Origin of the sequence: Vibrio sp. M250220 (genome assembly GCF_036533795.1) — a bacterium.
In the GTDB taxonomy this organism is placed as follows: Bacteria; Pseudomonadota; Gammaproteobacteria; order Enterobacterales; family Vibrionaceae; genus Vibrio.
Window position 1 is genome coordinate 25,003 of sequence record NZ_JATABI010000035.1, and the last position, 20,967, is coordinate 45,969.

Sequence of the window (20,967 nt, forward strand, 5' to 3'; positions counted from 1 at the left end):
TAGTTAATCAGAGATCCCTGATCTCTGTGCTTTCCCTCTTCTCCTTAAATAAGCATTATCACTTAAGGGGAAATCATGGATAACCTGCAATCTTTACTAAAAACAATCGACAATTTTGTCTGGGGCCCACCGCTTTTAATCTTGCTGGTTGGTACTGGGATATACTTCACTTTTCGCCTCGGCTTACTGCAGTTTCGACACCTTCCAACCGCTTTGAAACTCGTTTTTAGCAAAGATGACTCTGGCAAACAGGGCGACGTCTCTAGTTTTGCTGCTTTGTGTACAGCTCTTTCGGCAACAATCGGCACTGGTAATATCGTCGGTGTCGCGACAGCAATCAAACTTGGCGGGCCTGGTGCGCTATTTTGGATGTGGCTTGCGGCTCTGTTTGGTATGGCAACCAAGTACGCAGAATGTTTACTCGCCGTAAAATACCGCCAAACAGACGACAAGGGACAGATGATTGGTGGCCCGATGTACTACTTACAGTACGGCGTTGGTTCCAAAACTCTGGCCGTTTTGTTCGCGGTATTTGCACTGGGTGTTGCCTGTTTTGGTATTGGCACCTTCCCACAAGTCAATGCCATTCTTGACGCAAGTGAATTATCGTTTGGCGTTTCACGCGAAATATCAGCGAGCCTACTGACTTTATTAGTAGCATTTGTGACGATCGGCGGCATCAAATCTATCGCTAGCGTCGCGGGTAAAGTCGTCCCTGCGATGGCACTTTTCTACGTTGTTGCCTGTTTAAGTGTGATTTTCACCAATGCAGATAAATTGCTTGATGCGATCGAACTAGTGCTCGTTTCTGCCTTTACTTCAACGGCTGCAACGGGAGGCTTCCTAGGCGCAAGTATCATGCTGGCAATTCAATCTGGAATCGCTCGTGGTGTGTTCTCTAATGAGTCCGGCCTTGGTAGTGCACCCATGGCAGCAGCGGCAGCAAGAACTGACTCTTGTGTCAAGCAAGGTCTTATTTCAATGACAGGCACCTTCTTCGACACAATCATCATCTGTACGATGACAGGTCTGGCGTTGATTCTTACGGGAGCATGGCAAAGTGACTTCGCTGGTGCGGCGATGACAACACACGCTTTTGCCGTCGGCCTGAACTCACAAACTTTTGGCCCAATGCTGGTTTCTATTGGCTTGATGTTCTTCGCTTTCACGACCATTTTAGGCTGGAACTACTACGGAGAGCGCTGTGTCGTATACCTCTTTGGTACCAAAGCAGTATGGCCATACAAGATTGTTTTCGTCTGTTTAGTGGCGTCAGGTGCATTCTTGCAACTCGACATGATCTGGATAATCGCAGACATCGTCAACGGCCTGATGGCGATTCCGAATTTGATCGGACTGATCGCGCTGCGTCAGGTTGTGATTGAAGAGACCAAACGTTACTTTGACTCCGCAATCAACCTCGTTCAAAAGCCTCAACACGTCGTTTAACCTTTTGTACATCGGGCAAGCCGCCAATCGGCTTGCCCTTTTTATCATCGCTCACTGAATTCCACTGTCGTCACTGCTAAATTGACAAGAAAGATTGGCAGCCCCCTAAACTTTCGCCTGATGTTCTATGCTTTTACTCTTGAAGCCTCCCTACCTCATTTCTCCTATGATTTATGTCAATTCACCCTATTCTGGATTGACATCCGAGAGCTCTATCGAACTGAGAGAGTTCAATCTTCGTCAATATCTGGACGAGATCCTTGTCTCTATGCAGTGCCCGCTAACTCAACTTGTATTTGATTTCTTTCTTTCCTATACCCATAAGAGGAACCGTCCTAGTTAACAGACGCCACATACGTTTAAAATTAGCAAGGAAGCTGATATGCCACTAGAGCTGTTCAGGGAAATGGATGAACCCACACTACCTGCTTGGAAAGTCTTGATTGTTGACGATGAGGCTGATATTCATCAAGTGACCGTATTGGTGCTAAAACGTTTTAAACCTAATAACAGACCAATCGAATAATCAATATAAAATCTTGGCTCAAATTGGTGATAAAAAAGAAGAATTAGACTCTACCAGCTCAGGAGCAGTGAGCCTACTCTATCTAAAAGGCGCCAGAAAAATCACCAAACTGGAAAGTCAGTTGCTCACTCTTTTTTCTTACAGCGTCAGCCTCGCGTTCGAGAATCTCTCTCTTAGTCAGGAGATCATTGATACGCAAGGAGAACTCATTTACCGCCTTGGTGATGTGGTTGAGTCGCGCTCGCAAGAAGCAGGAAATCATGTAAGGAGGATGTCGGAGCTCAGTTATGAATTGTGCCTATTACTCGGTTATTCAGAAGAAAAAGCCAACGTATTACGCCAAGCCGCGCCAATGCACGACATCGGAAAAATTGCCATCCCAGATTCTGTTTTACTCAAACCAGGAAAGCTCGATAGCGAAGAATGGCAAGTGATGAAAACTCACTCAGCAATCGGTCACAACATACTTGCTGGATCTAAAAGGAAGATTCTTCAAACTGCTGCGACTATAGCCCATCAACACCACGAAAAAGTCGACGGGAGTGGATATCCTCAAGGGTTAAAAGGCGATGAAATTAGCATAGAGGCAAGGATCATTGCTGTTGCAGATGTCTTTGACGCATTAACCCATGAACGCTGTTACAAGCCGGCCTGGCCGATAGAAGACGTTATCACAGAACTAAAGCGTTGTATCCTCAACAATCAGTTTTGCCCCTAATAGGATAAGCACAGCCCCCGTCGTACCTTCCATCCACTTCATAAAACGAGGACTTTTTAACAACGTTTTTGCACTGGTTAATGCCCCAGCTAAGCCACATTGCCAGCACATGGCGATGATAAAGTGGATGCTTGCCATGAATAGTGATTGCAGCAATGGTGAGCCTTGTGGGTCGATAAACTGGGGTAAAAAAGCCAGATAAAAAACCGCCGTTTTCGGGTTAAGGACATTGGACAAAAAGCCTTCACGCAGTGAACGACGAATGCAGAGGGAGTGATCCTTACCCTCTTTAAACTCCATACCCTGCTGTTTACCCAGAACCGTCTTTAAACTACTGATCCCCAACCATATTAAATATGCTGCACCCAACATTTTAATGAAGCCGAACAACTCCGCGGATTGAGCTAATAACGCAGAGATCCCAACCGCTGAAAATAACGCGTGTACAAACAAACCACTACAGATACCAACGCTGGTTATCGAGCCATCCACAAATCCCGCGCGCGAGGTATTGCGGATAACCAGAGCAGTATCCAAACCCGGTGTGAGTGTTAATATGGTGATAGCGATGACAAACGCTTCAAAGTTTTCAATAAACACAGGATCCATCCTCCTAACTATTTGTCTTCAAACTACCTATTTCCGTCCTAATTTGCCAGAGAATAGTATTGATCTCTAAAACATCTGACATGATCACTGCTTGGTATCACTGTTAATGGTTGGTAAACTGACGTTCTATTTCCAAGGTCAAGGAAGGCATTTCAATGAGTGCATTCAATAAGTTAGTCCAACATTCTAAAAAGATTTCTCATTTTAACCACTTAGCCGCTATCTGCGGCTGGGATCAGGCAGCAATGATGCCTAGTGGGGGTAACCAAGCACGTTCTGAAGCCATGGCGGAGCTGTCAGTTCATATTCATGGCCTGCATACTCAACCACAGCTCGAAGAGTGGTTCTCTGAAGCGGAAAATGAAGCATTAGATGCACAGCAATCCGCTACCTTACGTGAACTTAAACGTCAGTGGCAGCAAGCCAACGTCTTGCCGGAGGCCTTGGTTCAAGCGAAGTCATTAGCTGGTTCAAAGTGTGAACATGCTTGGCGTAGCCAAAGAGGTGAAAACGATTGGAATGGTTTTGAGAAAAACTGGGCAGAAGTCGTAAAACTGTCTCAAGAAGAGGCTCAAATCCGCGCCGAGGCGAACGGTCTTTCTCCTTACGATGCGATGCTAGATATCTACGAACCAGGCACCAGTTCCGCCTCTCTCGACCAATTATTTAGTGATGTCAAAACATGGCTACCTGATCTAATCAACCAAGTCATCGATAAACAGGCAACGGAGCAGTTCATCCAGCCGCACGGACGCTTTGACCCCCATCAGCAGAAAGCGTTGGGGTTAGAAGTGATGTCACTACTGCAATTTGACTTCAACCATGGTCGACTTGATGAAAGTGTTCATCCATTCTGTGGTGGTGTTCCAAGCGACGTACGCATTACGACTCGATATGACCAAAGTGAATTTGTTCAATCACTGATGGGAATTGTTCATGAAACTGGCCATGCTCGATATGAACAAGGCTTGCCAAAAGCGCTTGCTGGTTTACCTTCAGGTGAAGCGCGTTCAATGGGTATTCATGAATCTCAATCTCTGTTCTTTGAAATGCAGGTTGGACGAAGCGAACCCTTTATCGCCCATTTGTCGAAATTGGCCGCTAAAAACTTCCTTGGCCATGATGCCTCGCTATTCACTCAGGAGAACTTCCATAAGCTTTACACGCGAGTGAAAAAGGACTTTATCCGTGTTGATGCTGACGAACTGACCTACCCTGCTCACGTAATTCTTCGATATGAAATTGAACGTGACCTAATCAACGGCAATATCCAACATACCGATGTGCCTGAGCTATGGAATCAGAAGATGCAGCAGTATCTTGGTCTCTCAACAGAGAACAATTATAAGAACGGTTGTATGCAGGACATTCACTGGACAGATGGCGCCTTTGGTTACTTCCCATCCTACACACTGGGAGCCATGTACGCAGCGCAGTTTATGGCATCAATGAAGCATACTGTAGATGTAGACAAAGCTATTAGAGATGGTGATTTATCACCAATATTCAAATGGTTACATGACAACATCTGGAGTAAAGGTAGCTTACTTACGACCAATGAACTGGTCAGTTCCGCTACTGGTGAGACGTTAAATCCTGAACACTTTAAAGCGCACTTAAAAAGTCGTTACCTCTAATTTGGTTACTGACATGTACTCTGTTTTTCCACTGAGTACATGTCAGCTTTTTAAAGCAAACTATTCGAGTTCTATAGACGACTGGCATGTAGGGTATCTACCCCGTTATCAATGGACTACTATTTCACCATCACACGATTCAAAAATCGCATCTAGATTAAAATTTGCCAGCCAAAAAGAGAAAAAACGTTCATGAGCAAAGAAATAGTTTTTTTCACCCTTGCAAGTTCTCGGTATACCTGAAGCAGTTACACTGAAATAAACGCAATCGAGAGGTTTGGTAATCGCTCCTTCTTTAGCGCACACAGCCTCAAGGTGCCACTTCACCTCTTTTAGATGAGCTTGCACACTTCTATCACCTCTTTGATGAAACCAACTGGTCTGGCACTGCATGTCGTAGCCTTGGATGTAATCGCTGCCCCGCTCAACTGTCATCTGATGCGTATCAGCCCAATAACGGAAATTCGCCTTCAACTGGTTTTCAAACGCATCTAAAAAACCCATCTCATTTCCTTTGGCTTCTGCTGGAAATATCACGCAATAACGTGAAGCATAATCCATTACCAGCATATACTTGTTCTTTTTAATTGAGATGCAATCCACCACCCATTGCCACTGAAATCCATCATTGATTCTAGGATCGACATCATCGGGAAAAACAGGAAAAAGGACGGACTCCTCAATAGTTCTGTGAGGAGCTGGTTCCAGACCAGATGACTTTTTTCCATTAATGACGACAGAAAAGTGCTCCGCCGCCGCTTTTGTGCAATTAAAAACCAACATAACTAATCTCTGTAAGCCAATAATAGTGTTTGCTTCGATTCCCCCGCTTCGGAGGTCAAAACAGGAAATAGCATTGAGTACGGTACTGTCCAGGCAGTATTGCCTACCAATACTACAGCCCTTTTGGGGTTTAGCTTAGATACCTGGCCAATATGTTCTTGATTGTCTTTGCTATTGATAAAGCCTACTGTTTCACCAATCGCTAACTCAGCTTTTGAAAGCCCCACAGCTTTATTGGACACCAAGGTTGTTTCAACATGGTCAAGGTTAAGAAAGTAAAAAGGAAGAGACCATTGCTGCCCAGTGTCTTGCTCACGGACAGATACTCGGCTACGTCCGACTTTTAACACTGTACACAGCAACGCTTTATTACGCTCAGTGCAAAAATATTCAACTGCCATCCCGACCTGAATTTTTCTTTTTAGAGCATTGGTTCTCTCTGGGTCTTCAAGCACTTTTTCTATGGCTGATTTTAATCGAAAAAGCTCAAAGTCTGTGGCCGATTCCAGCTCTTCAAATATGTGTTGGGTGTTCATACTCTGCTTATACTTATCATTTCTATGGTCGCATACTAGCACTAAACGGATTTTACTCAGTAAACAATTTCTGTTGCATATTAAACGCACTTTCATCAAAACCTAATGCCTTGTATCCACGACTGCGTTTGGAGTACATTCTTGCCAACATAGGAATTTTCATATCAACATAATCAATAACACGAATTTCCGTTTTACCGTCATACTCCCGCTGTATCCTCCCGACATACTGAACAAGCGCTCCTTTCCAGGATACAGGTAAAGCCAGGACTAAGGTATCAAGTCGGGGTAAGTCAAAGCCTTCTCCGATAAACCGACCTGTCGCAACCAACACCTGGGTCGTTACCAGCTTTTCATTAACCGCGTCGCGATCCTTCTTTTTCATTGCCCCAACTAACACCTCATTCTGAATTTTCCTCTGGGTTAGTCTCGGCGCTCTGTAAGCACAATAGGAACACGCTCTTGTTTCACTTCTGCTTCAATGTCACTGGTGATTAGCTGATTTCTCATTTCATGCTCGATCAACCACCTATACACATCAGCGATATGTGGCCGAGGATCTTGAGTTGCCAGTTGAAGCGGTGGTTCAAAATGAACCTCCTTCTTTTGAAGGGTCTGAGTAAACTTGACCGAACTGGACGAAGTAATAGTATGCCTTACCCTCCCCGCCTGCATGAAAATAATCGGCTGGTGACCGTCTCTACGTTCCAGTGTCGCACTAATACCGAGTACGTATTTTGCGTGAACCTCGCCCAATAGTTTTTCATACTGCGGTGCAGACAGGTGATGGCACTCGTCGCTGATGATCTGGCCGTATTCATGAACAATAGGATTAACTGTATTGTCGCCGCGATTAAGTAAACTCTGATAGGTTGCTATATCAACAACCTTCGTCGGCTTTTTCTTTGAGCCTGTAATCACACCTATCTCTACACCTGTCGTAAAAGCCTTCAGCCTTTCTTCCCATTGCTCTACGAGTTGCTGATTGTGAACAAGGATTAAGGTGTTGACCTTTCTTTTACATACTAGGCCTATTGCCGTTACAGTCTTTCCAAATGCTGTAGGCGCATGCAAAACACCGATATCAAACTTAGAAACAGCATCCACCGCTTTCTTTTGCTCCTTCCTTAACTTACCCCTGAATTGGATGCTGCTAAGTCGGGTTCCTGATCTTCTTTTATCATCAAAGAGTAAGCTAACACCAGACTGTTCGAGCAACTCACAAGCATCATCTATGCAGCCTCTTGGTAGAGCAAGGTACCCACTATCGATTTCTGACAGCGATATATACCTGGATATTCCGTTCGTCGATAGCCGTAGTCCCTGAGCCTTGAAAAACTTAGGATTTGAAAACGATGCCAGCTTTTTCAACCTGGCAACCAGACCATTTGGCAATGTTTTGATAGGAAGATAGATTCTGTTCGCCAAGGTTATTTCAATACTGTCTGGACACCCCGATATCACCGAAGAAGTAGCGGGTAAGTTTCGCTCCCACGGAGGCAATGTGGAGTCCGATGTATCACTATCAGAAGACTGATTAGAATCATAAGACGTTACGAGCTTTGCTAAAGCATCAACGGCTAACTTTTTTGTTGAAGCCAGTATCTGCCATTGATCTTGATAAGATAAAAACTCCCCATCAATAAACTCAGAGTTACCTTCTGCTCTTGCACCTTTTTGAAGCGGCAGAGCTATCAAATTACCTATTCCAGCTACAGGCAACACATCTTGATTAGGAAATAGACGGTCGTATGACTCAAAGGACAATCCACCATGGATTTGCATCGCTTGATCAAGAAGCATAAAACCAAGTTTTCTAGCTCTGGCGGCGCCCACTTTAGTTTCAAAGAAAATCCATACATGAGCACCGTTTCCTGAACGAGAGCGTTCATGCAGAAAGTCTATCTCATTCCGTTGGCAGGCCTCAGCATAGGCTAGCGAAGCCTCTTTCCAGTCTTTTTTATCGAAGTCGATAGCAAGGAACCAGCAGTTACTATCAGCATCCATTGGGTAGATACCAACGATAGATTTCCCTGACAAATGATCATATATGGCTTTCTCATCAAGAGGCTTGAACGATTGGTTCGGGCATTCAAGACATTTAACTTTGGGCTTGTTGCAAAGCCCTTGCTGCCATTCATTATTACAAGCAAGGGAGTAACCAGAACGCCCTTGCTTGTTTTGCCAGCGAATCGCATAGCAACTGGAGTTTCCGCGAAAATAGCGTTGAAATAGCTCAACCTTCAGCTCGGGTGCCATGGTATTGCAAAAGTCTGAAGACTCGATACGCTTCGAGGCTATTAGCTGTCGTCTTTTGCTCTCAAGCAGTGCTAGCTCTGATTTAAGTGCCGATATCTTCTGATCTATAGCACTAAGTTCATCCATGATGTTACTACCTACCCCCCTGACAAATTCATGGTAAAAAACGCCGCTTCTTGCGCTACCATGTGAATATAACAATAGGATAACACATAAATTCCTATTGCCCTGCCTGGCGGGAATCTTCATATTTCGACTGTCAATTGCCACCACTTACTTCCAAGTAATCAAAGCCTTATCGTGCAGGTGACATTTTGCACTGGACAGATGGCGCATTCGGTTACTTCCCAAGCTACACACTAGGAGCGATGTATGCCGCACAGTTTATGGCCGCAATGCAGAAAACGGTTGATGTGGACGCTGCAATTCGAAGCGGTAATCTAACTCCAATCTTCACGTGGCTATCAGACAACATTTGGAGTAAGGGAAGCTTGTTGACGACTGACGAGCTAGTGAGACAAGCAACAGGTGAAACACTCAATGCTACACACTTTAAAAACCATCTTAAAAACCGCTACTTATAAATAAAAGTTGGTTACGTTAGCAACTCGATTAACACCAAAGAAAAAGCAGCCGATGGCTGCTTTTTTACTTTCGCTTAGAACAGAGTGTAAACCTCCCCTAAACTAGTGGCATACCACTTTAGAGTTCTTCGGCTTAGACTGAGCATAGAAGGAGAACTCGTGATGAAAAAATCACGTTACTCAGAAATACAAATCGTCAAAATCTTAAAAGAAGTGTAAGTTGGTCGCAAGGTCAAACAACCGTTTAGTGGCAATCGAAATTATGGCAGAGTACACATTCTTCCAGACGAATAAACTCGCCTTTTGTGGTTGGTATAACAGCCTTAGTAGTATAAGCATAAGAGAGGCTACTAGCCCCTCTTATGTCAACCACAGACTAATCCTCTGACTGACAAAATGTCGCTATGTACAGGGCTTCAACTTTTTCTCGAGCCCACGGTGTGCGGCGTAAAAATTTCAGAGATGATTTTATCGATGGGTTATTGTAGAAACAGTTGATCTGAATTTCTGCGTCAAGTCCTTCCCAGCCGTAATACTCTTGCAGGCGGGTAAGAAGTTGCTCTAACGTAATACCATGTAATGGATTGTTCGGCTGTTGCTGACTCATTGAATAGTGTTCCGACGATATCGAGGTGTAAAACGAGAGTCTAGCAAATATCAGTTATCTTTATTACGTTTTTCACTCCACAGCGCACGTCCTCGTCTTTTACTTTTGCGGGTTTGGCAACGAATCAAAATCGCTTGTTTCTCCTCGTTAGACGCAGCTGACCAATTTAGGATCTCGTCTAGAGTTCGAAAACAACCTAAACAGATCTCTTCCTCATCAAGGCAACAGTGGCGAATACATGGACAAGCGATTGTCGATAAGCCACTGTTACTTTCATTATCTCGGTTCATTTCACACCCCACTGTCTAGATTCTAGACCGAGATGAAAGTGGGTGCCTTACCCTAACCGCAATACTACCCTTGAGATCCGGCTACAGTGTATGACACTACCTTCCGTTTTGCTGTAAATAGCTCACGATGTTCTCAAACGCGATTCGGAAATAGAGCTCATAGCTGTTTTGTTCGACGTAACCGAGGTGGGGTGTGGCGATCACATTGGGTAAACTAAGCAAAGGCTCACTCTCTTGGTTTGCCGGCTCAACATCAAACACATCTAGCGCCGCCCTCTTGGTGGGAACCCTAACTAGCTCTTGGAATAGAGCAGACTTCTCTATCAACTCCGCTCGGCTCGTATTCACCAGTAAAGAATTTGATTTCATCCGTGCAAGATCATCGGCTGTAACACAGGCTCTAGTGGCATCATTCAGTCTCAAATGCAACGAGACAATATCGGCTTGTGTAAAGAAATCCTGCTTAGAAGATGATGCACTAAAACCATGCTCAACTGCCAACTTGCGTGAAGCTTCACTACCCCACACCATCACTTGCATACCGAATGCTTCAGCATAGCGTGCTATCCTCTGACCGATGTTTCCGTATCCCCAGATACCTAGGGTTAAGCCACTTAACGTGCGACCTAAACCAAGGTCTCCAGAGCTTTGCCATTGACCAGTTTTTAGGTTGTTGGAGTAAATAGGAATATAACGACTCGCAGCCATAAGAAGCGCCCAGCACAATTCAGACGGAGCGATAGGCGAACCACGCCCCTCTAGGACTTTGACACCATATTTTTCACATAGTCCGACATCAATATGATTGCTCACTTTCCCAGTTTGACTAATCACGCTGAGATTGGGCAATTTCGCCAGTAAGGACTCGCTGATAACCGTTCGCTCCCGAATTAACACTAACACCTGAGTGTCTGCTAGCTTGACCGCCAGTTCATCTTCGGAGTAACTCTGACTAAAAACAGTTACATCATGCTCAGTAAGGAGCTTAAAACACTCTAAGCTTTTGACCACATCCTGATAGTCATCCAAAACGGTAATATTCAATTTACACTCCTTGTTCAATGAGTACTCAACATATCACTGCGATATCATCACTGCCATGATTCGTTTGACTATCTATATCTACCCTGCGAAAAATAACACCTTCTATTTTCTCATAAGGTGCTGTTTTTACTTGCCACTTTAAAGTAATACAGCCAAAGTAGCGGCAGATAGTTCAACAGCAAATTTCAGCGTCATGTTTAATAAATACCATCATTTGGCTTCCGAGCAAACCAAAGGCGTTTCAGCGTCCGTCTTATCCTCTTTGCTGTTTGCAACCATCCCTGCTTATGTCCAACTGCAACCAGAAATGGCTACGAGTTTAATCTCTGGAGGAGAGAGCCACTGGCTAGCGGTTCAGCGAATCATTTGGAGCACGCTGTTGTTTGCACTATTGCTGTTATTTACCAAGCGATTGCCACTGCTTATCTCGGCATTAAAAGCACGAAACATGTGGTTAAATTACTTGTTATCCGCTGTTTTAGTGGCACCTCAATATTGGCTATTTGTCTGGGCTCCAGCAAATGGCGAAACGCTTAACCTCGCTCTCGGCTACTTTACACTGCCGATAGTCATGGTGTTGATTGGGCGGTTTGTCTATAAAGAGAGCCTCACACGTCTGCAAAAAGTCGCCTGTTTATTTGCTCTATTTGGCACTATCTGGGCATATGCTCTCTCTTCTGGCGTGTCGTGGGTAGTTATGGTTGTCGCTCTTGGATACCCGCTTTACTTTATCAATCGAAAATCTATTCAGCTTCCCGCAGATATCGGTCTGGCGGTAGACCACATCATCTTGTTTCCGTTTGCCATGCTAGCGATGTTCTATCTCTATCCAGCACAGTACATCACTGAATTGCCAACCACGACACATCTCTACTACTTCGGTTTAGCGGCGGTTTCTGTAACACCGATGCTGCTCTACCTCTATGCCTACACTAAGCTTCCAGTGTCTCTTTTTGGCCTGCTTGGCTATGTTGAACCAACCTTTATCTTTATCGTAGGTTTATTGATTGGCAGCACCATAACCCTGCAAGAAGTTCCCACTTACTTGTTTATTATGTGCGCCTTAATCGCCTTGATTACGGACAGTCACAAACGGTTGAAAAATATTCGGATAAAACGGTAATAGTGTAGAACGCATCTATTGCGTATTCACAACACCATCACCCGCAACGCGATCAAAAGTTCGCCAAGCTATGAATCCTATCTAACCACTCACTCAATTGCAGACGATTGCCGCGTGATATAGAAAGTCTCGATTTTCGCGCCGGCCTTTACAAAATCCACCGACAGGGTATAGAAACCTTTCTCCAACTGAACTTTAAGACCATCAACCGACACGAGCTGGCCTTGTGTACCATGGATTGAAAAACTCATACTGAACTGATCATTTATCGCAAGGCTACAGGAAGATTGAGCCGTAGAATCCCGTTCATAACTCATAACAGCTTGGCACTGGTATACCCCCTCCGTTTTCACCTCAATATCAAACGATACGTTGACTGAGGTATTAAGCGTGATTGCACCGTCAGTCATATAAACCCGATCAGTGCCCGTTATCTTTCGAGCAATAAACGGCTTTATTGGCTGATACGCCTGCAAGGGTCTCGCCATCGCTGGCGTATCCAAGATAAAACGACAGATATTCATCGCGCTGCGTTGCAGTTCCGCCAGTGTCAACCTTCCTGACTCGATGGCTTCCAAGGTGTCATCCTGCATTGCGTTGTTTTCAGCGCCATCATTCTCGACCACCATATAAAGGTCGTTCTGCGCCTTAAGCATATGTGAAGTGAAGGTTTTAGCTTCAACACCACCAGAAATCGGATCGTTCATCTTAGCCCACCAGTCTGTCATCACAATACCGCAGAAACCCCATTCGTTTCTTAATAGTGTGGTGTTCAGATCGTAATTGGACGCCGCCCAGTGACCGTTGACCGGATTATATGAGGTCATGATCGTGCTTGCCTTACCCTGCTTAACCGCCATTTCAAACGGTTTAACGTGCACTTCACGTATTGCTCGTTGCGATATGATGCTGTCCACATCTACCCTTGCGGTTTCTTGATCGTTGGCAGCATAGTGTTTTATGGTTCCTGATACACCAGCCCGGCTCAAACCTCGAGTTTGAGCCGATGCGATCATTCCAGTCAAATACGGGTCTTCAGAGAAATACTCGAAGTTACGCCCATTTAGTGGATGACGATGAATATTGATGCCTGGACCAAGTAGCGTATCAATATGATTTGCGCTTAACTCTTGACCAATCAGGTAAAACAGTTGTTCATTTAGTTCGTTGTTCCAAGTACATCCCAACAAAGTACCAATCGGTACCTGAGTCGCTTTATGACCACTATCCATACGAATACCAGAAGGTCCATCCGCTGCTGCGGCAATAGGTATACCAAGATGAAACAGGCTGGCCGAAACACCACCAAACGCAGCAGCGGTTCCTGGTGTCACCTTAGGACTGCACATACCTTCGCCACGTACCATAGTCGCCATTTGCTCCACCGTCATCTGAGCAACAAATGCCTCCAGACTTGCCTGTCCAGATTTGACATCAGCTAACTTCACGCCAACATCGCCGGTGTATTTAAGTTCATCCGGCATATTGGTTGAGATTCGGGCTGCCATATCGACTGTACGTTGTGGAACAGATTCAAAGCCGAGCTGAAAACAGCCCCGCTCGTCCGGACTTGTTGGCTTCATTCGCTCAAATGGCAATATCGGCGCACAAGCTTCCTGTAAGCGTTCAGTGACAAATAGTTCCTCCAGAGAAAAACACGCGTCTAGTGGTTTAGCTTGACGAACGCTACCACCAAGATAAAAGTTGTACTCCCCTGCTTCGAGTAGGTAACAGTTTCTGTTGCCAGTGACACCACTATCGTCATAACTGGCCAGTTGAGAGAGAGGAAGGCTAATCGTCATTAGTTGAGATTGTTTGGCTGCCAGTTTACGAGTTTTAGCAAACGCAACCAGTGTTCGTCTTGGCTTACCTAATAAGCCTTGTGGAGCCTCTACATAGAGCTGAACAACCTCTTTACCCGCATGAACTGGCCCCGTATTAGTTACTTCAATCTCGAACAGTAGCTGAGTCTCTGAACCTTGTCCTTCAACACGATATCCAACCAACACTTGCGTGAAGTCACTGTAGGACAGACCAGCACCGAATTCGAACTGTACTTTCTCAGGTGCGAACGTTTCGAAGTAGCGATAACCAACATAGATGTCTTCCTGGTAAACGTTACGCGTTCGATCACCGAAGTTACGTGTCGATGGATAGTCCTCAATACGGTAGGCGATGGTATCGCTCAGTCGACCACTTGGTGATTCAGCACCCGACAGTACATCGGCCAGTGCATCGCCTGCTTCCATACCAGCCGTCCAGCTATACATCACCGCTCTGATGGACTGACACCCTTGAATCGTCTCCAGCCATGACATATCGATGATGTTGGTCACGTTCATCACCACAATCACGCACTCAAAATGACGACAGACGAAAGTGAGCATTTGCTGTTCGAGCTCGGTTAAACGGTAACTGCCTGCTAAGTCTTGATTGTCCTGGTCTTCACCCGCAGTACGACCAATAAAGACAATCGCTTTGTTCGATTGTTGCGCCGCCGTTCGCACCAGCTCATCATTGAGTGGCATTTCCTGTTGGAACCAAGGTTCAGCGGCCCAGCCACCACCACCATCGTCAAATGGATGGTCTGCAACCCAGTTACGATAAAGCTGCGCTAATTCTTGGTTGTATGAGATCGCCGGATTGGAGGCGATCCCATCCAACGCACTGATCGCATACGGAACATTCACAGCCCCACCTGAACCTGTTCCACTGCGATACGTATTGATTTGGCAACGACCAAACAGGGAGACCGTGTCCTGCGCCATCAGCGGCAAAGCTTGCTGTTCATTTTTGAGTAATACGATACCTTCGGTTGCAGCCTGACGGCTAACCGGAACCAAATTCATTTGAGCTTGTGCTATTTGACTGTTTTGCATAATCAACCACATGTTAAGTTTGGGATGTCACTTTTGGGTCGCTGCTCTGAACGACCCGCTGTGTTTCTGATAACAAAAATAGTATGCTGATTGAATTCGCTAATCTCCCAATATAGCGACACAAAAAAGGAAAATAGCGACATGACTACTCGATATCGTCTACGCTCACATCAGCGTCATCAACACCTGAATTTCGCTTTTGTCGATGGAGACCACCAAACCGACTTCGCACTTCACAAACACGACTTTTCAGAGCTGTTTCTGGTTTTAGAAGGGAGTGGTAAACACTTGGTTGCTGACTTCGAATATCCGTTAAGTGTTGGAGATGTGTTTGTCATTAATGGTGAAACTGAGCATGGCTTTAAAGACGTTAGCGGACTAAAACTGATCAATCTGATGTTTGACGCTTCAGCCCCCTTCTTTGAACAACCCTCTATGCGCGTTCTTGCTGGCTACCAAACACTATTTAAAATAGAACCTTTAGCGAGACAGACCTCAGAATACAGTGCCAAGTTGACTCTCAATCAATCTCAACTCACCACCGTTGCACAAATGTTGGAGTCGATACGATCTGAATACCAAGTCGCGCCACCGGGTTTTGAAGTAATGATCAGTAGCTTAATGCAGCAACTGATTATTACCTTGGCAAGAATTTACGCTCAGCAGCAACAAGACACACCAAAAACAACGTTAGCGCTGAGTCGGGCTATGGTGTTTATCGAACAAAACTATACCCGCAGCGAGCTCACTCCGGAGCAGATCGCGCAAGCGGCTTTTATTAGCCAGCGTCAGTTAGAAAGGTTGTTTAAACACTATTTAGACACTTCGCCCAATCACTATGTCCGCCAACTCCAGTTAAGTTACGCACATAACCTGATTGTTGAAGAGAAACTTCACTCTGTGCAAAAAATATCCGAATCGTGCGGGTTCAGTGATAGCAACTATTTTTCGAAATGCTATAAACAGCGTTTCCTGATCACGCCAAGAGAAGATATAAAAAAAGCCGCTACGATGAGCGGCTAAAGCGATACTTAGGAGCAAGTCGCGTAGCTGAATACAGAGTGTCCCCAAAGAGCCACCACTAAAAGGATATAATGAAAAAGGAAGGCATCAACACTTGGCAGTTAGATGCCTTCAATATGGACAGTTTAGGCAATTACCACCACATATCCGCTTGAATACCAACGATAAAATCACCATCTTTGCCATTACCGTTACGATCTTCACCGTCTAGGTAAGAGGCAAGCAAGCGGATTTCTGGACTTGGACCAAAGCCAGAATGCACAACCATCGTAGGAGCAACGGTTAGCTTGTAGTCATAAGAGTCCGCTTTGACGCCATTTCGCTCTTCGTAATTGAACATGTAGCCCGCTTCTGTCGCAATAAAGAAGTTTTCTGAAATTGGGAACGTTGGACGAACCATGGCAGACACCCAACCATCCTTAGCGCCGTTATCAAAGTCATTGTATTGAGTTTGAATAGAGTGGAATACGCTGACTCCGTTCTCAAAGAAGTATCCACCCCAAGCGAGAGCGCGTACTGACATATCGTCTTCATCAACCGCTTTCAAGCATGATGTCCCACAAGCTGTACCTGTTGTTAACCAACTTTGGTAATCGCTACCAGGCTTGTATGTATTGTAAGTGGTTAGCGTACCACCTAATAGGTTACCAGAACCCAAGCCCTTACCTGCCTGTGCAATGTACTTGGTAAAGCCTTTGTCTGATAGGCCAAACACTGAGTCAGTATGAACGATAGCGGTCATCTCAAAACCGTTATCCGCAAACGCTTCTAGACCAGCACCGTTGCCTAAGTCGACCATATTGTCTGGCATAAACTTCGCCAGTGCATGCAACTCGACGCTGCCAAAATTGACACCTGCGTGAAGCGCATGCATCACGTTATTGCTATCACCCCAGAAACTCGTATCGCCTGCGTTATCACTTGCGATATAAGCGAAGTCCCATTTGTTGCCTCCAAGCTCAACACCTTCAATACCAACACCCGTACCGGACATATCTGTGTAGAAGAAGTCGGTCATAAAGATGTAATTGTCTTTACCGTAAAAACGCTTACCACCCCAAACAACCCCTGTTTCCGATACCCCTTCGAACTCAACGAAGGTTTCTGCCATACCAATTTCGCTGTTTGTCGCGTCTGCGTTAGCACCTAGCTGGTTGGTAGCGTACTGAGCGTTGTCCGCTGCGGCACGGGTTTTGATGCGAATTTTCTGGCCTGCATCATTTTCAAAGTTTTTTTGTAGCGCAAGCTCAAAGTGGTTGTCTGATTCAACACCTAAGCGGCCTAGGCGCTCTTTCGATGCAGGAAACTTAGCTCGTTTAAAATCATCGTTTTGACTATATAAAGCGCCTGCTCGAAAGTAGCCGTGAAATTCGAACCCTTCAGACTTCTCGGCAAATGCAGGAAGTGAAGTAACACCAGTCGTTGCAATCACGCAAGCAAGGGTTAGCTTTGACAGTTTCATAGTAACTCCATGTTATTATGCGCTAAAGAAAGCGCTTTCTTTATTGTGATATAAAAAATCCAAAAATAAGCAGCATTCAAAAGCGTAGGGTCATCAATTAAGCTAAAAGAGCTCTTATTGACACTGGGTTGCCAATCATATTTGGATTGAAGACAGAGTACTCACCAAGCACCCATACAAAAAGTTAATCAGATCACAAAGAAAACGCTTTCTTTAAATATCGATCACAGAATCTATTGATGGAACGATGGAAATAAGATACCGCGCATAAAAGCGCGGTATAGGTCACATTTGAGTGGCGATTGGATAATAATTATCTGGTCATACGGATATTATCCAGAGAAAACACCATCTCACCAGTTGGCTCAAACACCAGTAAGTTGTTAATATTACTCGGGTCTGCACTCCCCGATTCATAACGATTACCGCCAGCAATGATGTCAGCGATTGCTATTGATACGGTCTGCCACTGTGACGTTTCAGTCACAGGAACAGTAATATCACTGGTCGCAGGCCAGCCACTGTCCATCTTGACGACGAGCTCCGTCCCATTGCCAATCTCTTCAACCTTGATATCAAAACTCAATACACCGCTCGCTAACCAGCCAGAAAGGTCAGTTTTAGGCGAGCGAAAATAGATATTACCGCCGCCATTTTGCTTACTGATAGTCAACACTTTGCCCCGGCCTTGTTGCTCTACTTCCTGATGCTCAACAATGTCTGTCGGATCATAACTGCCATAGGCTAAGCTGTTGTGCAGCGCATCAGAGAAGATATCGATCTCTGAACCATCGGCATAGCTGTCACCTTCAATTAGGATTGCGGGCGGCTGGTTACCCTTTACCAGAGTGGCCTGCTCGGACGTTGCGCTACAACCTTTACCTTTCCAACGGTCGGCCGAGCAGCGGTATACTTTGACGTAATCCACTAACATCGTCTGAGGAAAAATATCCGGGTTGATACCCTTTTCGTTTGCATTAGCTGCCCAAGCTCCACCAACGGCAAGGTTTAGCAATAGGTGGAACTTTTCATTGAATGGTGCAAGGCTATCAGCATCGACCAGTTGTCCCTCTTGCTCATACTGGGAATACCAGCCTTGGTGAGTCTGACTCGCATAGTGAATATTATCAACATACCAACGTATTTCTCCCTCTTGCCACTCAATCGCATAGGTATGAAAGTCATCGGCAGGGTTAACGCCATCAGGCAGAGTGACTCCAATGCCGCTATGCACATTATCAGGCCAGGCTTTACCATAATGTAAGGTGCCATGAATTCGGCTTTCTTGCTCACTACTGCTAGTGCCCGGTGCATCAGACTGAGTTTTCAAATTGACCGCTTCAACAATGTCTATCTCTCCCGAAGCCGCCCAAGTACCATATTTGCTTTCGGTTGGTAACATCCATATCGCAGGCCACGTTCCCTATCCTGATGGAAGCTTGGCGCGTATTTCAAATCGGCCATACTTTTGATCTCGCTTACCCTTAGCTCTCAGGCGTGCAGAAGTGTAAGGCAAAGTTTTATTCGCGCCGCCTTCAAGACCATCAGGGTTGTCCGGCCCAGTAAATGACTCTTTTCTCGCGACGATATGAAGTAATCCATCTTTCACAAACGCGTTTTCTGGTCGGTCGGTATAGCACTGCTGTTCATTGTTGCCCCCTCCCCAACAGTTTTGTTCTAAGGTCCAAAAGCGTGGGTTAATCCGTTCTCCTTCAAACTCATCCTGCCAAGCAAGCTGCCATTTATCGCTCGGTACGATTGGCTGCTGTTTCAGTTCGACTGGCTCTTTAGCCGTAACAAAAGCGGAATTTTGGCTCTGCTCATTACTCGAACATCCAGCAATTATTGCTCCGGCTAAGGCGGAAAAAATCAACCGAGATCCCAATGTGTAGTTCAACATAGTCGTCCTTGTTTTAACGATGGCAGGCTAAGCCTCACGGTGTATGACCTAACCTTATTTATCAGGAGTATTAGAAAGGCGTTGCGGTAAATTCGAGTGACATTGACCAGCAGAACATCCGTCAATCCAAGTTGTTCAACGAGGATTAAGATGAGATTTGACCAGGCTAATACTCAACAATGTGATGATATTGCCAACCAAACACCCCTACAGTATGAGACCTCAATCAAAAAAGAAAGCGCTTTCTTTGGTTTGTAATCACATTTATGCGTTAAAATGGAGATAAATGTAGAGTCCGGTTTCGAAAGCGAGTAAATAGTAAAACAACAACACGCTCGCTAGGTGCTCTACCTTCACCCGTTCTAAAATGAGTTAATGCCTTGATTACTATTAAAGAAGTCGCTGAGTTGGCAAAGGTATCGCAAGCTACTGTTTCTCGCGCAATTAACAATCATCCAACTGTAAAAGAAGCAAACCGGCAAAAGGTCTATGCTGCGATTGAACAACTTGGCTACAAACCGAATGCGTTTGCTCAAGCACTTGCTTCAAGCCGCTCAAACAGTATCGGAATGTTGGTCGGATCGTTAGATGGCCCGTTTTACGGACCTTTAATGCATCATACTGAAGATACGATTCGCCAGAACAACAACCATCTCATCGTGACTAGTGGCCAGGAATCCCATAGCAAAGAGAAAGACTCAATCGACTTTCTTCGTTCGAAACGTGTGGATGGGTTTATTCTCCATTCGGATAAACTCTCCGATGATGAGCTGATCGATGTGGTCAAAGAGACACCAGCGACCATCATACTCAACCGTTACATTCCCGATATTGCCAATCACTGTATTTATATTGATAACGAATATGGTGGTTATCTAGCAACCAAGCACTTACTAGAGCACGGACATAAAAATATCGCCTGTATTACTGGTCAGTTGAGTAAAGGCGATAGTCGCAACCGCCTGCAAGGCTATCGTTTAGCCCTTGCGGAAGCTGACATTCAGTACAACCCATCCTATGTGATTGAAGGTCGCTTTGACCATGACGGCAACCATGAACGAGCTCGCCGGTTGCTGGATCGCGCCCCTGAGATAACCGCAATATTTTGTCAGAACGATAATATTGCGTTGGCGGTCTACGATGTGGCAGTCGAAAGGGATATTGTGATCGGTAAAGATCTCTCCGTCGTCGGCTTTGACAACGACTACCACAGCGCTCACATCAGGCCACGCTTAACCACTGTTAACTTTCCAGTCGAAGAGATGGGAGTTGAGGCTGCAAAAGGGGTACTGGCTATCGTTCAAGATCAAAAAGTCGACATCAAGCAACAACTCCAACCTGAACTGATTATTCGAGACTCGGTAGGTACGCTCTAAACTGCCGTTATAGCAAAGTAAATTACCACCTTCTAAAGAAGGTGGCTTTGTGTGAGCCCCCTAAAAGGGGGCCTTTGTTTAATCCAACGCCAACTGGTGCTGCTCTACTCGCTCTTGCTTCTCTTGATGTCTTACATATCGGCGTATGATTTCTTCATTGAT

Annotated in this window: 17 protein-coding genes and 3 pseudogenes; 8 read left to right on the top strand and 12 right to left on the bottom strand. The window is 45.2% G+C overall.

The genetic code is table 11. From position 1 onward, the window contains the following. Positions 1-75: 75 nt before the first annotated feature. From QTN94_RS12895 to QTN94_RS12905, 3 genes are all read left to right on the top strand, one after another. Positions 76-1,449, top strand: a complete 1,374-nt coding sequence (locus QTN94_RS12895) for an alanine/glycine:cation symporter family protein (protein WP_331427857.1) — start codon at positions 76-78, stop codon at positions 1,447-1,449. A 382-nt stretch (positions 1,450-1,831) separates the two neighbouring features. Next, positions 1,832-1,975 (top strand): hypothetical protein, encoded by a 144-nt coding sequence (locus QTN94_RS12900; RefSeq protein ID WP_331427858.1) that lies wholly within the window; start codon positions 1,832-1,834, stop codon positions 1,973-1,975. Between the two features lie 13 nt (positions 1,976-1,988). Next, positions 1,989-2,693: an HD-GYP domain-containing protein gene (locus QTN94_RS12905; RefSeq protein WP_331427859.1), complete on the top strand. Its 705-nt coding sequence runs from the start codon at positions 1,989-1,991 to the stop codon at positions 2,691-2,693. On the opposite strand, the gene QTN94_RS12910 is transcribed toward QTN94_RS12905, so the two are convergent. Beyond that, positions 2,655-3,293 carry a LysE family translocator gene (locus QTN94_RS12910; protein WP_331427860.1) on the bottom strand — a complete coding sequence of 213 codons (639 nt, stop codon included), beginning with the start codon at positions 3,291-3,293 and terminating at the stop codon, positions 2,655-2,657. The genes QTN94_RS12905 and QTN94_RS12910 overlap by 39 nt on opposite strands. 164 nt (positions 3,294-3,457) lie before the next feature. On the opposite strand from QTN94_RS12910, the gene QTN94_RS12915 reads away from it, so the two are divergent. Then, positions 3,458-4,939 carry a carboxypeptidase M32 gene (locus tag QTN94_RS12915; RefSeq protein WP_331416966.1) on the top strand — a complete coding sequence of 494 codons (1,482 nt, stop codon included), beginning with the start codon at positions 3,458-3,460 and terminating at the stop codon, positions 4,937-4,939. A gap of 108 nt (positions 4,940-5,047) precedes the next feature. Here the strand turns inward: QTN94_RS12915 and QTN94_RS12920 are convergent, their stop codons facing one another. From QTN94_RS12920 to QTN94_RS12935, 4 genes are read right to left on the bottom strand one after another with little or no spacing between them, the layout of a single operon-like run. Continuing rightward, positions 5,048-5,722: a DUF6933 domain-containing protein gene (locus QTN94_RS12920; RefSeq protein ID WP_331427861.1), complete on the bottom strand. Its 675-nt coding sequence runs from the start codon at positions 5,720-5,722 to the stop codon at positions 5,048-5,050. A 2-nt stretch (positions 5,723-5,724) separates the two neighbouring features. Next, positions 5,725-6,258, bottom strand: a complete 534-nt coding sequence (locus QTN94_RS12925; protein ID WP_331427862.1) for a hypothetical protein — start codon at positions 6,256-6,258, stop codon at positions 5,725-5,727. 52 nt (positions 6,259-6,310) lie between these two features. Further along, positions 6,311-6,643 (bottom strand): hypothetical protein, encoded by a 333-nt coding sequence (locus QTN94_RS12930; protein ID WP_331427863.1) that lies wholly within the window; start codon positions 6,641-6,643, stop codon positions 6,311-6,313. A gap of 38 nt (positions 6,644-6,681) precedes the next feature. Continuing rightward, on the bottom strand, positions 6,682-8,643 hold the full coding sequence (locus QTN94_RS12935; RefSeq protein WP_331427864.1) for a TOTE conflict system archaeo-eukaryotic primase domain-containing protein: 1,962 nt from the start codon (positions 8,641-8,643) through the stop codon (positions 6,682-6,684). Between the two features lie 188 nt (positions 8,644-8,831). On the opposite strand from QTN94_RS12935, the pseudogene QTN94_RS12940 reads away from it, so the two are divergent. Then, a pseudogene (locus QTN94_RS12940) lies at positions 8,832-9,101 on the top strand (carboxypeptidase M32); the annotation flags it as partial. A 376-nt stretch (positions 9,102-9,477) separates the two neighbouring features. Here the strand turns inward: QTN94_RS12940 and QTN94_RS12945 are convergent. From QTN94_RS12945 to QTN94_RS12955, 3 genes are all read right to left on the bottom strand, one after another. Continuing rightward, entirely contained in the window at positions 9,478-9,708 is a 231-nt protein-coding gene (locus QTN94_RS12945; RefSeq protein ID WP_138970388.1) for a VF530 family DNA-binding protein, read from the bottom strand. Between the two features lie 50 nt (positions 9,709-9,758). Beyond that, positions 9,759-9,998: a DUF1289 domain-containing protein gene (locus QTN94_RS12950; protein WP_331427865.1), complete on the bottom strand. Its 240-nt coding sequence runs from the start codon at positions 9,996-9,998 to the stop codon at positions 9,759-9,761. 96 nt (positions 9,999-10,094) lie between these two features. After that, positions 10,095-11,042: a D-2-hydroxyacid dehydrogenase family protein gene (locus QTN94_RS12955; protein ID WP_331427866.1), complete on the bottom strand. Its 948-nt coding sequence runs from the start codon at positions 11,040-11,042 to the stop codon at positions 10,095-10,097. A 193-nt stretch (positions 11,043-11,235) separates the two neighbouring features. Between QTN94_RS12955 and rarD the strand changes: the two genes are divergently transcribed. After that, complete coding sequence (rarD, locus tag QTN94_RS12960) at positions 11,236-12,165, top strand: EamA family transporter RarD (RefSeq protein ID WP_331427867.1); 930 nt, start codon at positions 11,236-11,238, stop codon at positions 12,163-12,165. Between the two features lie 89 nt (positions 12,166-12,254). On the opposite strand, the gene QTN94_RS12965 is transcribed toward rarD, so the two are convergent. Then, entirely contained in the window at positions 12,255-15,044 is a 2,790-nt protein-coding gene (locus QTN94_RS12965; RefSeq protein ID WP_331427868.1) for a glycoside hydrolase family 3 protein, read from the bottom strand. Between the two features lie 141 nt (positions 15,045-15,185). Between QTN94_RS12965 and QTN94_RS12970 the strand changes: the two genes are divergently transcribed. After that, positions 15,186-16,067 (top strand): helix-turn-helix domain-containing protein, encoded by an 882-nt coding sequence (locus QTN94_RS12970; RefSeq protein ID WP_331427869.1) that lies wholly within the window; start codon positions 15,186-15,188, stop codon positions 16,065-16,067. A gap of 133 nt (positions 16,068-16,200) precedes the next feature. On the opposite strand, the gene QTN94_RS12975 is transcribed toward QTN94_RS12970, so the two are convergent. Together QTN94_RS12975 and QTN94_RS12980 are read right to left on the bottom strand one after the other, a co-directional pair. After that, positions 16,201-17,529 carry a carbohydrate porin gene (locus QTN94_RS12975; protein ID WP_331418409.1) on the bottom strand — a complete coding sequence of 443 codons (1,329 nt, stop codon included), beginning with the start codon at positions 17,527-17,529 and terminating at the stop codon, positions 16,201-16,203. Positions 17,530-17,842: 313 nt separating this feature from the next. Next, positions 17,843-19,429 (bottom strand): annotated as a pseudogene (locus tag QTN94_RS12980) (family 16 glycosylhydrolase). A gap of 380 nt (positions 19,430-19,809) precedes the next feature. Here QTN94_RS12980 and QTN94_RS12985 point away from each other — a divergent pair. After that, the gene (locus QTN94_RS12985; protein WP_331427870.1) at positions 19,810-20,805 is read left to right on the top strand and encodes a LacI family DNA-binding transcriptional regulator; all 996 of its coding nucleotides are present in this window, start codon (positions 19,810-19,812) and stop codon (positions 20,803-20,805) included. 78 nt (positions 20,806-20,883) lie between these two features. Here QTN94_RS12985 and QTN94_RS12990 read toward each other — a convergent pair. Continuing rightward, positions 20,884-20,967, bottom strand: a pseudogene (locus QTN94_RS12990) (IS200/IS605 family transposase); the annotation flags it as partial.